Source organism: Bacillus sp. TCT6 (genome assembly GCF_056033845.1).
Genome location: NZ_JBVYHX010000001.1, coordinates 4154494 through 4169616, shown reverse-complemented (window position 1 = coordinate 4169616; position 15123 = coordinate 4154494). Strand labels below are relative to the sequence as shown.

The 15123-nt window shown below is 36.6% G+C and carries 16 protein-coding genes; 13 read left to right on the top strand and 3 right to left on the bottom strand.

Going from position 1 to position 15123, the window contains the following annotated elements; genetic code table 11:
- The first annotated feature begins 99 nt into the window (after positions 1–99).
- The 6 genes from AC0ONG_RS21280 (at position 100) to uvrC (ending at position 5801) form a co-directional block, all read left to right on the top strand.
- The gene (locus AC0ONG_RS21280; RefSeq protein WP_000742213.1) at positions 100–687 is read left to right on the top strand and encodes a TetR/AcrR family transcriptional regulator; all 588 of its coding nucleotides are present in this window, start codon (positions 100–102) and stop codon (positions 685–687) included.
- An 11-nt stretch (positions 688–698) separates the two neighbouring features.
- On the top strand, positions 699–1475 hold the full coding sequence (locus tag AC0ONG_RS21275; RefSeq protein ID WP_000911292.1) for an enoyl-CoA hydratase: 777 nt from the start codon (positions 699–701) through the stop codon (positions 1473–1475).
- A gap of 78 nt (positions 1476–1553) precedes the next feature.
- A complete protein-coding gene (etfB, locus tag AC0ONG_RS21270) occupies positions 1554–2327 on the top strand; it encodes an electron transfer flavoprotein subunit beta (RefSeq protein ID WP_001029028.1) in 774 nt (257 codons plus the stop codon).
- 36 nt (positions 2328–2363) lie between these two features.
- Entirely contained in the window at positions 2364–3341 is a 978-nt protein-coding gene (gene etfA / locus AC0ONG_RS21265; protein WP_000101957.1) for an electron transfer flavoprotein subunit alpha, read from the top strand.
- 211 nt (positions 3342–3552) lie between these two features.
- Complete coding sequence (trxA, locus tag AC0ONG_RS21260) at positions 3553–3867, top strand: thioredoxin (RefSeq protein ID WP_001018943.1); 315 nt, start codon at positions 3553–3555, stop codon at positions 3865–3867.
- A gap of 149 nt (positions 3868–4016) precedes the next feature.
- Positions 4017–5801: an excinuclease ABC subunit C gene (gene uvrC / locus AC0ONG_RS21255; protein ID WP_000544294.1), complete on the top strand. Its 1785-nt coding sequence runs from the start codon at positions 4017–4019 to the stop codon at positions 5799–5801.
- Between the two features lie 115 nt (positions 5802–5916).
- Here the strand turns inward: uvrC and AC0ONG_RS21250 are convergent, their stop codons facing one another.
- Positions 5917–6366, bottom strand: coding sequence for a YslB family protein (locus tag AC0ONG_RS21250; protein ID WP_000042214.1), 450 nt, complete (start codon positions 6364–6366; stop codon positions 5917–5919).
- A gap of 299 nt (positions 6367–6665) precedes the next feature.
- Here AC0ONG_RS21250 and sdhC point away from each other — a divergent pair, with 299 nt between their 5' ends.
- The 4 genes from sdhC to AC0ONG_RS21230 all read left to right on the top strand — a co-directional run bounded on the left by sdhC (position 6666) and on the right by AC0ONG_RS21230 (position 10389).
- Complete coding sequence (sdhC, locus tag AC0ONG_RS21245; protein WP_000678354.1) at positions 6666–7292, top strand: succinate dehydrogenase cytochrome B558; 627 nt, start codon at positions 6666–6668, stop codon at positions 7290–7292.
- A gap of 13 nt (positions 7293–7305) precedes the next feature.
- Positions 7306–9099: a succinate dehydrogenase flavoprotein subunit gene (gene sdhA / locus AC0ONG_RS21240; protein WP_000676742.1), complete on the top strand. Its 1794-nt coding sequence runs from the start codon at positions 7306–7308 to the stop codon at positions 9097–9099.
- On the top strand, positions 9092–9853 hold the full coding sequence (gene sdhB / locus AC0ONG_RS21235) for a succinate dehydrogenase iron-sulfur subunit (protein WP_001291827.1): 762 nt from the start codon (positions 9092–9094) through the stop codon (positions 9851–9853). The genes sdhA and sdhB overlap by 8 nt, the downstream gene beginning before the upstream one ends.
- A gap of 89 nt (positions 9854–9942) precedes the next feature.
- Complete coding sequence (locus AC0ONG_RS21230) at positions 9943–10389, top strand: acyl-CoA thioesterase (RefSeq protein ID WP_474203956.1); 447 nt, start codon at positions 9943–9945, stop codon at positions 10387–10389.
- A 36-nt stretch (positions 10390–10425) separates the two neighbouring features.
- On the opposite strand, the gene AC0ONG_RS21225 is transcribed toward AC0ONG_RS21230, so the two are convergent.
- On the bottom strand, positions 10426–11205 hold the full coding sequence (locus AC0ONG_RS21225; RefSeq protein ID WP_000720194.1) for a M15 family metallopeptidase: 780 nt from the start codon (positions 11203–11205) through the stop codon (positions 10426–10428).
- 265 nt (positions 11206–11470) lie between these two features.
- On the opposite strand from AC0ONG_RS21225, the gene motA reads away from it, so the two are divergent.
- Positions 11471–12265 carry a flagellar motor stator protein MotA gene (motA, locus tag AC0ONG_RS21220; protein WP_000344851.1) on the top strand — a complete coding sequence of 265 codons (795 nt, stop codon included), beginning with the start codon at positions 11471–11473 and terminating at the stop codon, positions 12263–12265.
- Positions 12255–13043 (top strand): flagellar motor protein MotB, encoded by a 789-nt coding sequence (gene motB, locus AC0ONG_RS21215; protein WP_001256733.1) that lies wholly within the window; start codon positions 12255–12257, stop codon positions 13041–13043. Before motA ends, motB begins: the two co-directional genes overlap by 11 nt.
- A 24-nt stretch (positions 13044–13067) precedes the next feature.
- Here motB and AC0ONG_RS21210 read toward each other — a convergent pair whose 3' ends face one another.
- The gene (locus AC0ONG_RS21210) at positions 13068–13895 is read right to left on the bottom strand and encodes a 5'-nucleotidase, lipoprotein e(P4) family (protein ID WP_000782773.1); all 828 of its coding nucleotides are present in this window, start codon (positions 13893–13895) and stop codon (positions 13068–13070) included.
- A 343-nt stretch (positions 13896–14238) separates the two neighbouring features.
- On the opposite strand from AC0ONG_RS21210, the gene AC0ONG_RS21205 reads away from it, so the two are divergent.
- Entirely contained in the window at positions 14239–15123 is an 885-nt protein-coding gene (locus tag AC0ONG_RS21205; protein WP_474203952.1) for an ABC transporter ATP-binding protein, read from the top strand.

Here is a 15123-nt window from a genome sequence, read left to right as displayed (position 1 = left end):
TTCTTTTTGAAAAATAGGATTGACACTTTTCTAAATAGTCAGTATTATAAGAATATGAATGACTATTCATTCAGTCATCTTCTTGAAGGGGACAGTAAAGTGAAGAAAAATAGACCGAAATACAATCAAATTATTGATGCGGCAGTCATTGTGATTGCGGAGAATGGGTACCACCAAGCGCAAGTTTCTAAAATCGCAAAGCAAGCTGGGGTAGCTGATGGCACGATTTATTTATATTTTAAAAATAAAGAAGATATATTAATATCCTTATTCCAAGAGAAGATGGGAGATTTTGTCGAAACAATTCGTCAAAAAACAGCAGGAATTGAAAGCGCTGTATCGAAGTTATTCATGTTGGTAGAAACGCACTTCTTGCTGTTGTCACAAAATGATCCCCTTGCTATCGTTACGCAATTAGAGCTCAGGCAGTCCAATCAAGACTTGCGCCTTAAAATAAATGAAGTATTAAAAGGCTACTTACAAGTTATGGATGAGATTTTAGAGACTGGTATAAAACAAGGTGAATTTCAAGCAGATTTAAATGTTCGCGTGGCAAGACAAATGATCTTTGGAACAGTAGATGAAGTTGTGACCAATTGGGTAATGAGCGATCATAAGTATGATCTGGTCGCACTTTCAAAAACGGTACATGGGCTACTCATTGCAGCTTGTGGTTATCGTCAATAATGGGAGGGATCATGTTGAAATTCCTATCTGTAAGAGTTGAAGATCATATCGCGGTGGCGACGTTAAATCATGCACCAGCAAATGCGATGTCTTCACAAGTTATGCATGACGTTACTGAATTAATTGATCAAGTGGAAAAGGATGATAACATTCGTGTTGTTGTTATTCACGGTGAAGGACGTTTCTTCTCAGCAGGAGCAGATATTAAAGAATTTACATCTGTTACTGAAGCGAAGCAAGCAACAGAATTAGCACAGCTTGGACAAGTTACGTTTGAGCGTGTTGAAAAATGTTCAAAACCAGTTATTGCGGCAATTCATGGAGCGGCACTGGGCGGCGGCCTTGAGTTTGCTATGTCTTGCCACATGCGCTTTGCAACTGAAAGTGCAAAACTTGGTTTACCTGAATTAACACTTGGATTAATTCCTGGCTTTGCAGGTACACAGCGCTTACCACGTTATGTTGGGAAAGCAAAAGCTTGTGAAATGATGTTAACAAGTACACCAATTACTGGTGCAGAAGCATTGAAATGGGGACTTGTTAACGGATTGTTCTCTGAAGAATCACTTTTAGATGATACGCTTAAAGTCGCAAAACAAATTGCTGGAAAAAGTCCAGCAACAACTCGTGCTGTACTAGAGTTATTGCAAACGACCAAATCGTCTCATTACTATGAAGGTGTACAACGTGAATCACAAATTTTTGGTGAAGTATTTACGAGTGAAGATGGAAGAGAAGGTGTAGCTGCATTTTTAGAAAAGCGTAAACCTTCATTTAGTGGCAGGTAGTTCAATTATTTTTTTAATATAAATTAACAGAAAATTAAAATTGATAGAATCTTTCTGAAAAACAAGGGGGTAAATGGAATGAACATCTACGTACTCATGAAACGAACATTTGATACAGAAGAAAAAATCGTAATTAAAAACGGTGCAATTTACGATGGCGAAGCGGAATTCATCATCAACCCTTACGATGAATATGCAATTGAAGAAGCAATTCAAGTAAGAGACGCACAAGGTGGAGAAGTTACAGTTGTAACAGTCGGTGGCGAAGATAGTGAGAAAGAACTTCGTACTGCATTAGCGATGGGCTGTGATAAAGCGGTATTAATTAATATTGAAGATGATGTAGAAAATGGTGACCAGTTCACGACAGCAAAAGTGCTTGCTGAATATTTAAAAGATAAAGATGCAGATCTAATTTTAGGTGGAAACGTTGCAATTGATGGTGCATCTGGACAAGTAGGTCCACGCGTAGCTGAAGCGTTAAATATTCCGTATGTAACGACAATTACAAAACTTGAAATTGACGGTACAAATGTGAAGATTGAGCGTGATGTTGAAGGTGATACAGAAGTGATTGCAACTTCATTACCAGTGTTAGTAACAGCACAGCAAGGTTTAAATGAACCTCGTTATCCATCGCTTCCAGGTATTATGAAAGCGAAGAAAAAGCCACTAGAAGAATTAGAATTAGATGATTTAGATTTAGAAGAAGATGATGTGGAAGCAAAGACAAAAACAATTGAAATCTATTTGCCTCCTAAGAAAGATGCAGGAAAAGTGTTACAAGGCGAGCTGCAAGATCAAGTAAAAGAACTTGTATCGTTGCTCCATACAGAAGCGAAAGTAATCTAATAAAATACGAAATTATATATGCAGGAGGGAAAATCTATGGCTCGTAAAGTATTAGTAATGGGTGAAGTTCGTGATGGATCGCTACGTAACGTTTCGTTTGAAGCGGTAGCAGCAGCAAAAACAATTGCAGAAGGCGGTGAAGTAGTAGGTCTTCTAGTTGGAGACAGCGTTGCCTCTTTTGCAAATGAATTGATTCATTACGGTGCAGATCGCGTTGTGACAGTTGAAAATGATAAATTAAAATCATATACATCTGATGGTTATGCACAAGCGTTTTTAGCTGTACATGCTGAAGAAAATCCAGAAGGTATTGTCTTTGGACATACAGCACTTGGTAAAGATTTATCACCAAAATTAGCAGCGAAGCTTGAAGCTGGTTTAGTTTCTGACGTAACTGCTTTAGAGGTTGAAGGTGGAAATGTTATCTTCACTCGTCCGATTTACTCTGGTAAAGCATTCGAGAAGAAGATTGTAACAGACGGCATCTTATTTGCGACAGTGCGTCCAAATAACATTGCAACTCTGGAAAAAGATGAGTCTCGCAGCGGTGACGTATCTTCTATTACAGTTGATGTGAAAGATTTACGTACAATCATTCAGGATGTTGTCCGTAAAACAGCAGAAGGTGTTGATCTTTCTGAAGCGAAAGTTATTATCGCTGGCGGACGCGGTGTGAAGAGTGAAGAAGGATTTAAACCATTAAAAGAGTTAGCTGACGTACTAGGCGGCGCTGTTGGGGCATCTCGTGGTGCTTGTGACGCTGAATACTGTGAGTACTCATTACAAATTGGTCAAACTGGTAAAGTTGTTACGCCAGACTTATACATTGCATGTGGTATTTCTGGTGCGATTCAGCATTTAGCAGGTATGTCTAACTCAAAAATAATCGTTGCGATTAATAAAGATCCAGAAGCAAGTATCTTCAAAGTAGCTGACTACGGTATTGTCGGTGACTTGTTCGAAGTTGTACCTCTTTTAACAGAAGAGTTTAAAAAGTTAAAAGTACATTCATGATTTAAGTACCCTTGAGTTCCAAGTGAAGTACCCCTATATATAGAAAAAGGTGAGAGATCCCCTGTCTCTCATCTTTTTAGTATTTAATCCGTATTTTTATATAGTATAAAGGAACATTTTTTTGTTACAATACATAACGATACATATTATTCGCCACGTATATAAGTTAATGATATACTCTTGGTAGAATATACTTGAAGGAGGAAATAAAATGGCAATTGTAAACGCAAATGACCAAAGCTTCGCAGCTGAAACTAGCGAAGGTGTTGTATTATTAGATTTCTGGGCACCTTGGTGTGGACCTTGTAAAATGATCGCTCCTGTATTAGAGGAAATCGATGCAGAATTAGGCGAAAAAGTAAAAGTAGTAAAAGTAGATGTTGATGAAAACCAAGAAACTGCTCGTCAATTCGAAGTAATGAGTATTCCAGCTCTTTTCGTATTAAAAGACGGTAAAGTAGTTGATCAAGCGTTAGGTTACAAACCGAAAGAAGCGTTAGTAGAATTAGTTTCTAAACACTTCTAAAATAAAAAAAGCTACCAAATGGTAGCTTTTTTTATTTTCTTTTTTAGATCCTTTCCGTTACAATAAAGGAACGTATGTTGGGTGTTTTGGCATAGTATGTTTTCAAGTGAAAATAAAAATGCTAAGCATGTAGAAATGGAGGGAGACGAGTGCACGAACATTTGAAAGAAAAGTTGGCTATTTTACCAGATCAACCTGGTTGTTATTTAATGAAAGATAAGCAAGGAACGGTTATATATGTCGGAAAGGCAAAAGTGCTTAAAAATCGTGTGCGCTCGTACTTTACTGGTTCACATGATGGGAAAACACTGCGGCTTGTAGGAGAAATTGTTGATTTTGAATATATTGTAACCTCTTCGAATTTAGAAGCACTTATTTTAGAGTTAAATCTAATTAAAAAATATGATCCGAAATATAATATTCAATTAAAAGATGATAAAACATATCCTTTTATTAAAATTACAGCGGAGAAACAACCGCGCTTACTCATTACTCGAAATGTAAAAAAGGATAAAGGAAAGTATTTTGGTCCTTATCCAAATGCACAATCTGCTCATGAAACGAAAAAACTGCTAGATCGTATGTATCCACTTCGGAAATGCACGAATATGCCAGATAAAGTTTGTTTGTATTATCATATGGGTCAATGTCTAGCGCCTTGTGTGAAAGAAGTGACGGAAGAACAAAATAAAGAAATTGTAGATGAAATTATTAAGTTTTTAAATGGTGGGCATAAAGAAGTTCGTTCAGAATTAGAAATAAAAATGTATGAGGCCTCAGAGAAACTAGAGTTTGAACGTGCAAAAGAGTTGCGTGATCAAATTGCTCATATTGATGCGATTATGGAAAAACAAAAGATGATTATGAGTGACTTAGTGGATCGCGATGTGTTTGGATATGCAGTGGATAAAGGATGGATGTGTGTTCAAGTTTTCTTCGTTCGAAAAGGCAAGCTAATTGAACGTGATGTTTCTATGTTTCCGATTTACGATGAACCAGAAGAGGGCTTTTTAACGTTTATCGGCCAATTTTATGAAAACAGTAGTCATTTTAAGCCGAAGGAAATTGTCGTTCCAGGAAGTATAGACTCGGAATTAGTAGAGCGCTTTTTAGAAGTGGAAGCGACACAGCCGAAACGTGGTAAGAAAAAAGACCTTGTAGAATTAGCAAATAAAAACGCAAAAATTGCTCTTGAAGAGAAGTTTTACTTAATCGAACGTGATGAAGAACGAACGATTAAAGCGGTAGATCATTTAGGGAAGCAGCTTGGAATTGAAACACCGTATCGTATTGAAGCGTTTGATAACTCAAATATTCAAGGAACAAATCCCGTTTCTGCAATGATTGCTTTTATCGATGGGAAACCAGCGAAGAAAGAATATAGGAAATATAAAATTAAAACGGTTCAAGGGCCAGATGATTATGAGTCTATGAGGGAAGTTGTGAGACGCCGTTATACAAGGGCGCTTAAAGAAAATTTACCTTTACCGGATTTGATTATTATTGATGGCGGAAAAGGCCACTTGGCGGCTGCAAGTGATATTTTAGAGAATGAGCTCGGATTATATATTCCGATGGCAGGTCTTGTAAAAGATGACAAACATAAAACCTCCCATTTAATTATTGGAGATCCCCCAGAACCTGTGGTGCTTGAGAGAAATAGCCAAGAATTTTATTTATTGCAGCGTATTCAAGACGAGGTGCATCGATTTGCGATTACATTCCATCGTCAATTACACGGGAAATCTGTCATTCAATCAGCATTGGATGACATTCCAGGAATCGGTGATAAACGGAAAAAGGTATTGTTAAAACATTTTGGTTCATTAAAGAAGATGAAAGAAGCTTCTGTAGCAGAATTTGTCGAAGCAGGTATGCCAAAAAATGTTGCAGAGACGATTTATACGTATTTAACAGATAAGAAGACGTTGTAGTTTACAATGTCTTCTATTTTTTGTTATAATTTCTGAAGATTTAAAATAAATTGACGTGAATGAAAATACAAAAAAGTCAACTAAACTGATATGTCTAGTTGACTGTAGGTAATGCTTACACTTCAATGAGATCTTTTATATCCCATTTCACAAGAAATGTAATAGAGTCAGAACGTTTTTTCTTTTCTTCATATGACTCTGCAACGACGTTCCGTTGCTTTTGAATTTGTTCAGCGATGAATCCAGCTTCTAGTTGATAAGAAGAATGCCTTTTTTGTTTTTGACGTTCTGCAATGAGTGTGCCTTTAAGTTGGAACTGCATTTCACGACGCTTATGTTCAATAATGCTTAAAGTGCCCCAGCCAGCCTTTTCAAAGAACTGAATGACTTCTTCAATTGTTTCTAGCGGATATTTTCTTGCAAGGTTTCTACCAGACCAGTATAAAATACCATCTAAATCGTTGCCGATTAAATCAGGTAGTAATTCTTCACGTAGCAATTCATAAGCGAAGGCGTTCAATGAAACATCTTCTAAAGATGTTATATCGATTGTATTTTTACTCACAATATTCCCCTCTTTCTATAGGGATTATTATATAACATTTTTCATTTATAAAAACAGATTTTTCTTTAGGGAAATCTCAATATCTGAGAAGAAAAAAAGAATTGGCAAATTATATGCAAATTATGTATACGTTTTCTTGACGCTTCGACAAAAATAGGGGTAAAATGAACTTGTTATCAAATTATGCTGAAATATTTCGAATAATTTTTTCAGTTTTTCTTATGCCAATAGTGAAAAAACATTATTGTTATAAATTAATCTGAAAACAGCAGTCAAACATTCAAGGGGGTAATGGGGACATGAAAGGCCGCGAGTATACGTTTCGTAAGTGGCACTCATTAATGGGGGTCATCCCGGTTGGTGTCTTTTTGACGCAACATCTAATTGTAAACAACTTTGCAACAAGAGGAGCAGAGGCTTTTAACAAAGCTGCAGGCTTTATGGAGCTCCTTCCATTCCGGTATGCGCTAGAAATTTTCATCATCTTTTTACCGATACTGTACCATGCTATATATGGCTTATATATTGCATTTACAGCTAAGAACAATGCGGTTTCTTACGGTTATTTCCGTAACTGGATGTTCGTCTTCCAAAGAATTTCAGGTATCGTTACGCTGATTTTCATTTCTTGGCACGTCTGGGAAACTCGTATTCAAGCAATGTTAGGTAAAGAGGTAAACTATGATATGATGGCAGATATTTTAAACAATCCAGCTATGTTTGCATTCTACTTAGTTGGTGTTGTTTCAACAATTTTCCACTTTGCAAATGGACTATGGACATTCTGCATCAGCTGGGGAATTACAGTATCTCCACGTTCACAAAGAATCTCTACTTATGTAACATTAGCTATTTTCTTAGGTCTATCTTATGTAGGTGTGAGTGCATTATTAGCGTTCATCGATCCACAGCTAGCAAATCAGTAAGGAGTGGGAGAGCATGAAAGGGAAACTTATAGTAGTCGGCGGTGGCTTGGCTGGCTTAATGGCAACGATTAAAGCGGCAGAAGCAGGAGTGAATGTTGAACTGTTTTCTTTAGTACCAGTAAAACGTTCACATTCTGTATGTGCTCAGGGCGGAATTAACGGTGCCGTAAATACGAAAGGTGAAGGGGATTCTCCATGGATCCACTTTGACGATACAATCTATGGTGGGGACTTCTTAGCGAACCAACCACCAGTTAAAGCAATGTGTGAAGCAGCACCTGGTATCATTCATTTAATGGACCGTATGGGTGTTATGTTCAACCGTACGGAAGAAGGACTTCTTGATTTCCGTCGATTTGGTGGAACACAACATCACCGTACAGCATTCGCTGGTGCAACAACTGGACAGCAATTACTTTACGCATTAGATGAGCAAGTACGTCGTCATGAAGTAGCAGGACTTGTAACGAAATATGAAGGTTGGGATTTCTTACGAGCTGTTGTTGATGATGAAGGTGTGTGCCGAGGAATCGTTGCACAAGACTTACAAACTATGGAGATTAAAAGTTTCGGAGCTGATGCCGTGATTATGGCAACAGGGGGCCCTGGTATCATTTTCGGAAAATCAACAAACTCCATTATTAATACAGGTACAGCAGCGTCTGCTGTATATCAGCAAGGCGCATATTATGCAAATGGTGAGTTCATTCAAATTCACCCAACGGCAATTCCAGGAGACGATAAATTACGTCTTATGAGTGAATCTGCACGTGGTGAAGGTGGACGTGTTTGGACATATAAAGATGGTAAGCCATGGTACTTCTTAGAAGAAAAATATCCGGCTTACGGAAACCTTGTACCTCGTGATATCGCAACGCGTGAAATCTTTGATGTTTGCGTAGAGCAAAAACTAGGTATTAACGGTGAAAACATGGTGTACTTAGATCTTTCTCATAAAGATCCGAAAGAACTAGATATTAAACTTGGTGGAATCATTGAAATCTATGAGAAATTTACAGGTGATGATCCTCGTAAACTACCAATGAAAATCTTCCCAGCTGTTCACTATTCAATGGGCGGACTATGGGTTGACTATAAGCAAATGACGAGTATTCCAGGTTTATTTGCAGCAGGTGAGTGTGATTATTCTATGCACGGTGGTAACCGCCTTGGTGCAAACTCACTATTATCAGCAATTTATGGTGGTATGGTAGCAGGACCAAACGCAATTGAATATATGAAAGGTCTTTCTAAATCATCAGATGCTGTTTCGTCTACTGTATATGAGCAAAATGAATTAATCGAAACAGAGAAATTTAACAATATTTTAACGATGGATGGTAATGAAAATGCATATGTTCTTCATAAAGAGCTTGGAGAATGGATGACAGATAACGTTACAGTAGTTCGTGAAAATAAAAAGTTATTAGAAACAGATGCGAAAATTGAAGAGTTAATGGCTCGTTACAAACGTATTAACATTAACGATACAGCGAGATGGAGTAACCAAGGTGCTTCATTTACACGTCAACTTGCAAATATGTTTGAGTTAGCACGTGTTATTACAATTGGCGCATATAACCGTAATGAGAGCCGCGGGGCGCATTACAAACCTGAATTCCCAAATCGTGATGATGCAAACTTCTTAAAAACTACGATGGCAAAATTTGAAGGAGAAGGAAATGCACCAGCATTCCATTACGAAGACGTTGATGTTTCATTAATTAAACCACGTAAACGTGATTATTCTTCAAAACATGATGTAGCTGCTAAGGGTGAAGAGAAGGGGGATAAACAACATGTCTGAGAAAACAATCCGCCTCATCATTACGAGACAAGATGGACCAGATGCACAAGCGTTTGACCAAGAGTTTGAAATTCCATATCGTCCGAATATGAATATTATTTCGGCGCTTATGGAAATTCGTCGTAATCCTGTTGATTCAAAAGGGAATCAAACAACTCCGATTGCATGGGATATGAACTGCTTAGAGGAAGTATGCGGAGCATGTTCAATGGTTATTAACGGAAAGCCACGTCAATCATGTACGGCTCTTATTGATCAATTAGAACAGCCAATTCGCTTAAAGCCGATGAAGACATTCCCAGTTGTACGTGATTTACAAGTTGACCGCAGTCGCATGTTTAATGCTCTAAAACGCGTTAAAGCTTGGATTCCAATTGATGGTACGTATGACCTAGGTCCAGGACCAAGAATGCCTGAGAAAAAGCGTCAATGGGCTTATGAGCTTTCAAAATGTATGACATGTGGTGTTTGCTTAGAATCATGTCCAAACGTAAACAGTAAGTCTGACTTTATTGGACCAGCGCCGTTATCACAAGCTCGCTTATTCAACTCACATCCAACGGGTGAAATGCATAAAGCAGATCGCTTACGTGCAATTATGGGAGATGGAGGACTAGCGAACTGTGGTAACTCTCAAAACTGTGTGCAATCATGTCCGAAGGGTATTCCTTTAACAACTTCAATTGCGGCATTAAACCGTGATACAACAATTCAATCGTTCAAAGATTTCTTTGGTAGCGATAATAACTATTAATAAATATTGCCTCTTCATCTTGAAGGGGCAATATTTATAACTGTATTTTTCAGTTTATTCTGTTTTTTTGAGAGGAAGAGGAGATAACGTTGAAGAGAATTTCTTATATTGAAGACTTCGAGAAATGGGAAAGTGGTTTTTTATTTTACAATCCTGTAAAGGTTCGTTTTGGTGAAGTAGATATGTTTGGACATGTAAATAATGTCGTTGCTTTTACTTATTTTGAAGAAGCTCGTATCGCGTTGTTTAAAGAACTTGGATTTATGCAAGAGTGGACACATACATCATCAGACACGATGATCGTTGTTGCGGATTTACAATGTAATTTTATTAAGCAAATATATTATGATGAACAGTTGAAGGTGTATGTAAAGGCAGGATCGGTTGGGAATTCTTCTTTGGATTTACATTATATGGTGAAGAATGCAGAAGGAGAGGTTTGTTTAGTAGGTCGTGGAATAATGGTTCAAGCGTCGAAAAAAACAGGAAGAGGCGAACCGTGGCCTGAAGAATGGAAGAAGAAATTACTACAATGATAGAGTGAAAGAAAAATAAGAGAGCAATTTGCTCTCTTATTTTTTGTCTTCCATTGCTTCTTCTAATGTTAAGTGATGTTTATATAGGTATGTAGCGTATGGATTACCAACGTAGCGTAAGTGCCATGGTTCATATGCATATTCTGTTGTATCTGTTTTATCTTCTAAGTAACGAATGACAAAGCCGAATTTATGAGCGTGTTCCGCGACCCAGTTTCCTTCTGCTGTCTCTCCGAAGATAGGCTCTAATTGAAATTTAGCTGTTTTTGAACTAATATCCATTGCTAAACCCGTTTGGTGTTCACTTGTACCAGGAATTGCGCTTACTGAATTAGCTTCAGCTTTTCCTTGACGTCTAACGTATGTATCATGCAACGATTTTTGACGTTTGTATGAACGATAACCAGATACAGCTGTAAGATCAATCCCTTCTTTTTTTGCAGCTTTGAACATGTTTTCAAGTGCTTCTGCAGCATCTTTGCGTAGTAGCGTTTTTTCTTTATCTTTTGGACTAGTGAATGGTACGTTTGGTCTTGTTAAGTCTTCAGGAGTGTATCCATCTGGTAGTTTTCGATGTTTATTAATTAAGACAAGATTAGATTTTGGATTTGTTACAACTGAAAAGTCATTGTCTATTTTCTTTGCATTATGATCAGCTTTTGGAAAAGCAGGAATCTCTTCTTTTGGGTGGTTATTATGTTTTTGACTTTCGACAGCTTTCGCTTCATTATGTAGTGGTGATTTAGAACCAAAGTAAGCGAAAGATGTGATACCGATTACAATAGTAGTGGCAGAAATAATTATTATCTTTTTCATAATGCCTTGTAATCACAGTCCCTTCTTAATAAAATATGTATCTTTTTTTATTATAAGTCTAGTTTGTTGGAAAAGAAATATAAGAGTCATAACGTAATAGAAATGCAAAGAAAATGTCAGAAAATGTGTGAATTTGTAGTATTTTTTTATATAATTCATTTCTTATCTTTCATGAATTGCATTTTTTATGTAATATATATACATAAAAAGATGTAGCGATTATCGAGAATAAAGAACTTCTTGTATAGACTAGGAGTGAATGGGAATGGATTTTGCAACAATTATTGGACTTATTTTAGGATTTTTAGCAGTGGTAGTAGGGATGGTCGTCAAGGGCGCTGACGTAACAGCCTTATTAAATCCTGCCGCAGCATTAATTATTTTTATCGGTACATTTGCTGCAGTATGTATTGCATTTCCGATGAATCAACTAAAAAGGGTTCCAAAACTATTTAAAGTTCTTTTTGGTTCAAATAAAAAGGATTTAAGTTATGAACAGTTGCTAGAATTATTTGTTCATTGGACATCTGAAAGTAGAAAATACGGTATTTTGTCTTTAGAGCAACAATTAGACAAAATTCAAGATGAATTTCTTTTGCGCGGTATGAAATTTGTGATTGATGGCGTATCCGCAGAAGATTTAGAGCAAATTTTGGAATCTGAATTAGAGGCAATTGAAGAAAGACATGCAAAGGGAGCTGCTATTTTTTCACAAGCTGGTACGTATGCACCGACATTAGGAGTTTTAGGTGCTGTTATCGGTCTTGTAGCTGCGCTTGGTAACTTAACTGATATTGAAAAGTTAGGTCATGCTATTTCGGGTGCATTTATTGCAACGATTTTTGGTATTTTTTCAGGGTATGTATTATGGCATCCATTTGCAAATAAGTTAAAGCAAAAATCTTCAGCTGAAATTGAGAAAAAACGTTTAATCATTGATTGTTTATTAATGTTACAAGAAGGTACATATCCGTTTATTATGAAGAACCGCATTTTAGGTGCACTTTCTGCAACTGAGCGTAAAAAGCTAGAAAAAGGAGCAGAAAAAAATGCGGAGTAAGAAAAATAGAAGAGGCAAAAAGAAAAAACATGATGAGCATATCGATGAAACGTGGTTAATCCCATATTCTGATATGTTAACGTTGTTATTTGCATTGTTTATCGTTTTATTCGCAATGAGTAGTATAGATGCTGCGAAGTTTAAACAGATGGCAGTTGCTTTTCGAAGTGAATTAGCCGGGGGAACAGGTAACAAAGAATTTTTAAGTGATCAAAAGCCAAATGATGAAAAAGAATTATCGGCAAGTAGCCTTGAGGCAGAACAAGCAAAAAAACAAGAAGAAGCTAGAGCTAAAGAAAAAAAAGAGATGGATGAATTGAAAGCATTACAAAAAAAGATTGATCAATATATTAATGAAAAACAATTATCCTCTTCTTTTCAAACTAAATTAACTGAAAAGGGATTAATGGTGACAATATTAGAAAATATACTGTTTGATTCGGGGAAAGCAGATGTGAAATTAGAATCTTTAGGGATTGCAAAAGAAATGTCTAGCTTACTTGTTTCAGCGTCACCTCGTGAAATTACAGTATCTGGTCATACGGATAATGTCCCTATTGCCAATGCACAGTTTGCGTCGAATTGGGAATTAAGTACGCAGCGGGCAGTTAATTTTATGCAAGTATTACTGCAAAATAAAGAATTACAACCAGAAAAATTTAGTGCGATTGGTTACGGAGAATACCGTTCGATTGCTCCAAACGATACACAAGAAGGAAAGGCAAAGAATAGACGTGTGGAAGTATTTATCTTGCCTTTAACAGAGAAAGCAAAATAAAGAGGATGGCGAATGCCATCCTCTTTATTTTACTTCAAATGATTTTAAGTTGTCGCGACGGATTTTATCTTTTTCTGCATCTGATTTTTTGAAATCATAATCATATAAAGCGCCTTCCCAATCGCCATACATTGGATTCGGGAAAATAATGAATTTCTCACCAAATTGTACTTTTGAATCTTCTACTGTTTGGTTACGATCTTTTACAGATTTTCCATCAAAACCTGTGAAATCAGATAAGTTATCACCGAAGAATAAGACAATATCATGAGTTTGAGAAACGAGTTCACGGCGTTTTTCTTTTCCTTTTTCTTTCGGATCTTGTAGTAATATATGTTCTTTCGTTGCTTGAGGAGCACCTACACGCTCAAGATTTTTAATTGTTGCATCTAGTTGGTTCGTTTTACGATTTGAGATATAGTAAATATCTACACCTTTAGACTCTGTATATTTTAAGAAATCAATTGCGCCTGGAAGGGCTTCAGCCTCAGCTTTGTTAATCCAATCATCCCATTTGTAAGGATAACCTTTGCCTGTTTTTACGCTCATTGCTTGATGAGGACTGTTATCTAAAACAGTTTCGTCTAAATCAAGTACGATAGCAGGTTTTTTCTCTGTCCCTTTTGCAAGAACTGCATCAAGTTTTAATTGACCAATGTTGTACCCTTGGTAGTAAAGTGCTTTCGTTTCACCGGCTGTTTGATACCATAAATCAGCCATTAATTGTTGTTCTGTTAATTTTACTTTCTCTTCTTTCGCCACTGTTTTCTCTGGTGTTCCTGAACATGCTACAAGTGATGTAGATAGAACCGCTACAGATAATAAAGTGGTAATGCCCCTCTTCATCTTCATATGTATCCTCCTTGATGTTAGAAAATCATTTTATATTATATATTAAAATATAATATTTTTATATGAACATTTGCATATTGTCTTTTATATATATAGTAGTATGTCCTATATTAGAAAGATGAGCAAAATAATAACAGTTGTTTTGACAATTATAATTGTCGTAATGACAATTATAATTGACAAAGAGCGCTTTATTATTTACAATTTTAACTAAATAGAACAAATGATGGATTAATGACGGTGTTTACATATAAGAGGATGAAGTGTAGCGCTATATTTTGTCTTGAATAAACATAGTCTTTGAAAGAGAGTACGAATGATACTAAAGGGGAGGCTTTAAACTTTGAGTTTACAAATTCAAAACTTAACGAAACAATTTGGGGAATCAAAAGCTGTTAACGGTTTACAAATTTCGTTACCAAAAGGTGAAGTACTAGGGTTACTTGGACGAAATGGTGCAGGGAAAACAACAACAATCAAAATGCTTCTCGGATTATTAACGCCTAATGAAGGTTCGATTACGTGGGATGGAAAAGCATTTGGGAATAGTGGCGTAACAATTGGGTATTTACCAGAAGAAAGAGGTTTATATACAAAAAGTAGAGTAATAGACCAGCTGCGATATTTTGGTAGATTAGAAGGGATGTCGAAGAAAGAAGTAGATCACGCTATTGATCACTGGTTAGAGCGTTTAGCGATACCAGAATATAAATTTAAAACGGCTGGAGAGCTTTCAAAAGGGAATCAGCAAAAAATCCAATTAATTGCTGCTCTTCTTCATAATCCGGAACTTCTCATTTTAGATGAACCATTCAGTGGCCTTGATCCAGTTAATGCCGGGATGTTAGCTAGTATTATTGAAGAACAAGTACAGAGCGGAAAGACGATTATTTTATCAAGTCATCGTATGGAACAAGTAGAGGCTTTTTGCCAACATGTATGTATTTTGAAAAAAGGTGAAGCAGTCGTAAAAGGACAGCTAAGTGATATTAAGAAAGAATACGGTTTCCGTAATTTAACGATTGAAGATACAGTAGAGAATGAAAAGGGATTAGAAGCTATACATGTATCGTATGAAAGACAACAAGGCCTTCTTTATGTGAAAGTACAAGGCGATGCGGAAGCTCTCGAGATTTTGCAACAGTTGCAAGAGCAAGGTGTTAGCTTACGACAATTTAAAATGTTAGAGCCGACGTTAAACGAAATCTTTGTAGAGAGGGCGAAATAA

Coding starts and splice junctions, on each gene's coding strand:
- AC0ONG_RS21275 (WP_000911292.1), top strand. CDS start 699: ATGTTGAAATTCCTATCTGTAAGAGTTGAAGATCATATCGCGGTGGCG.
- etfB (WP_001029028.1), top strand. CDS start 1,554: ATGAACATCTACGTACTCATGAAACGAACATTTGATACAGAAGAAAAA.
- etfA (WP_000101957.1), top strand. CDS start 2,364: ATGGCTCGTAAAGTATTAGTAATGGGTGAAGTTCGTGATGGATCGCTA.
- trxA (WP_001018943.1), top strand. CDS start 3,553: ATGGCAATTGTAAACGCAAATGACCAAAGCTTCGCAGCTGAAACTAGC.
- sdhC (WP_000678354.1), top strand. CDS start 6,666: ATGAAAGGCCGCGAGTATACGTTTCGTAAGTGGCACTCATTAATGGGG.
- sdhA (WP_000676742.1), top strand. CDS start 7,306: ATGAAAGGGAAACTTATAGTAGTCGGCGGTGGCTTGGCTGGCTTAATG.
- sdhB (WP_001291827.1), top strand. CDS start 9,092: ATGTCTGAGAAAACAATCCGCCTCATCATTACGAGACAAGATGGACCA.
- AC0ONG_RS21225 (WP_000720194.1), bottom strand. CDS start 11,205: ATGAAAAAGATAATAATTATTTCTGCCACTACTATTGTAATCGGTATC.
- motA (WP_000344851.1), top strand. CDS start 11,471: ATGGATTTTGCAACAATTATTGGACTTATTTTAGGATTTTTAGCAGTG.
- motB (WP_001256733.1), top strand. CDS start 12,255: ATGCGGAGTAAGAAAAATAGAAGAGGCAAAAAGAAAAAACATGATGAG.
- AC0ONG_RS21210 (WP_000782773.1), bottom strand. CDS start 13,895: ATGAAGATGAAGAGGGGCATTACCACTTTATTATCTGTAGCGGTTCTA.